Origin of the sequence: Brachyspira catarrhinii (genome assembly GCF_005518285.1) — a bacterium.
In the GTDB taxonomy this organism is placed as follows: domain Bacteria; phylum Spirochaetota; class Brachyspiria; order Brachyspirales; family Brachyspiraceae; genus Brachyspira; species Brachyspira catarrhinii.
The window spans coordinates 1-1,523 of sequence record NZ_SJDU01000480.1 but is presented as its reverse complement, the minus strand read 5'-3'; the positions used below and the strand labels follow the sequence as shown (position 1 = coordinate 1,523).

At 32.3% G+C, this 1,523-nt stretch carries 1 protein-coding gene and 1 pseudogene; both read right to left on the bottom strand.

The genetic code is table 11. The features are described from left to right. Positions 1-231 (bottom strand): annotated as a pseudogene (locus EZH24_RS11650) (hypothetical protein); the annotation flags it as partial. Positions 232-249: 18 nt separating this feature from the next. Further along, positions 250-1,287 carry a CapA family protein gene (locus EZH24_RS11645; protein ID WP_137999256.1) on the bottom strand — a complete coding sequence of 346 codons (1,038 nt, stop codon included), beginning with the start codon at positions 1,285-1,287 and terminating at the stop codon, positions 250-252. Between the last annotated feature and the right edge of the window lie 236 nt (positions 1,288-1,523).

The window sequence follows — 1,523 nt, the reverse complement described above, 5'->3', positions numbered from 1 at the left end:
AATTTCTGTCGTTATCAAAACAAAATTATTTAAATATTCGTATTCGCTATAAGCTCCCGAATCTGAAGAATATTTTTGCAATTCCGTATTATCGAGGAAATTTTCAACTCCTTCTTTAATCGCTTTTTCAATATTTTTATCCTTGTAAATTTTTTCTCTCGCTTCTTCTTTAGTTATTCTGTCGTTTGAATTGGCAATATTATTAATATCCATATTTTCTAAAGTTCCCATAGTATCTCCAAAATTATATTATTTCTTTAAAATCGCTTCGCCTTCCGAATTAAATTTTACTCCGCTATTTGGAAAATCCAAATCGGCGTAGTTATTGAGTTTATTTATAGCTTCCTTTGAACCGTCAACCGCTGGAATTCCTCCGTTTATAAGTTTAATCGGAATCACTTTTGCCGAATCGATTTTTAAATTATCGTTTAATTTGATTTGTAATATCGCGCTTATTCCGTTATTTCCCGCCAAAGAAAATTGTTTATATCCTACAAAATTTCCGAGAGAGTAGGCTATAAAAGAATCGTTGTAGATTTCCATCGCTCTTAAAACATGAGGACCATGCCCGATTATCAAATCCGCTCCCGAATCGCTTACCGCTCTTGCAAATTTATAAACATCTCCCCTATTTTCTCCGTAAAACATTTCCGTTGTTTTTGGAACTCTATACATATTTCCGCCTTCCGCTCCGCCATGAAAACTAACGACAAGAAAATCGCATTCTTTTTTTGTTTTTTCAACCAAAGCTTTTGCCGAAACTATATCTTGAATCGAATTGTTTGCGTAAGAAAAATAATAGAAAGCTAAAAATCCTATTTTCTTATTTTTAATTTCGATAAACGATGCCGTATTCAAAACATTTCCGATAATTTTCATTCCAGCGTTTTGAACATATTCCTGCGTCTGTTTATAACCTTTGTCTCCAAAATCTCTCGAATGATTGTTGGCAACCGCTACAATATTGAAACCAGCTTCCGCTATTCTGTTTGCCATGTAAGGAGGCATACGAAAAGAATAAGAATTTTTTCCTCTTTTGGACGACTGCGTATTTGTGTTCGCTATCGCTCCTTCCAAATTGGCAAAATTAATATCGGAGTTCTTAAAATAATTTTCCACATTTTTAAATATATCTTTACCTTCGTTTGGAGGCAGATAACTTCTATCGGGATAATCGCTTCCCGTCATCACATCGCCTACGAAAGAAAGCGTTATTTCGGCATTTAGAATATTTAAATTAAAAATATAAAAAAATATTAAAATAAATTTAAAATAATTTTTATTCATTATAAATCCTTACGATTAATTTTTATTAGCGGAATATATTATAACATTGAAAATATAATTATAAAAGAGATTTTATTCAGATTGTTCGCAATGGCGATATTATTTATTGTCATTACGAGGACTTGAAAATCCGAATTAATCTATTCTGTGTATATTTAGATTGCTTCGCTTGTTTCACTCGCTCGCAATGACAAAATAATGCATGTCATTGCGAGGCTCGCCGAAGCAATCAATTT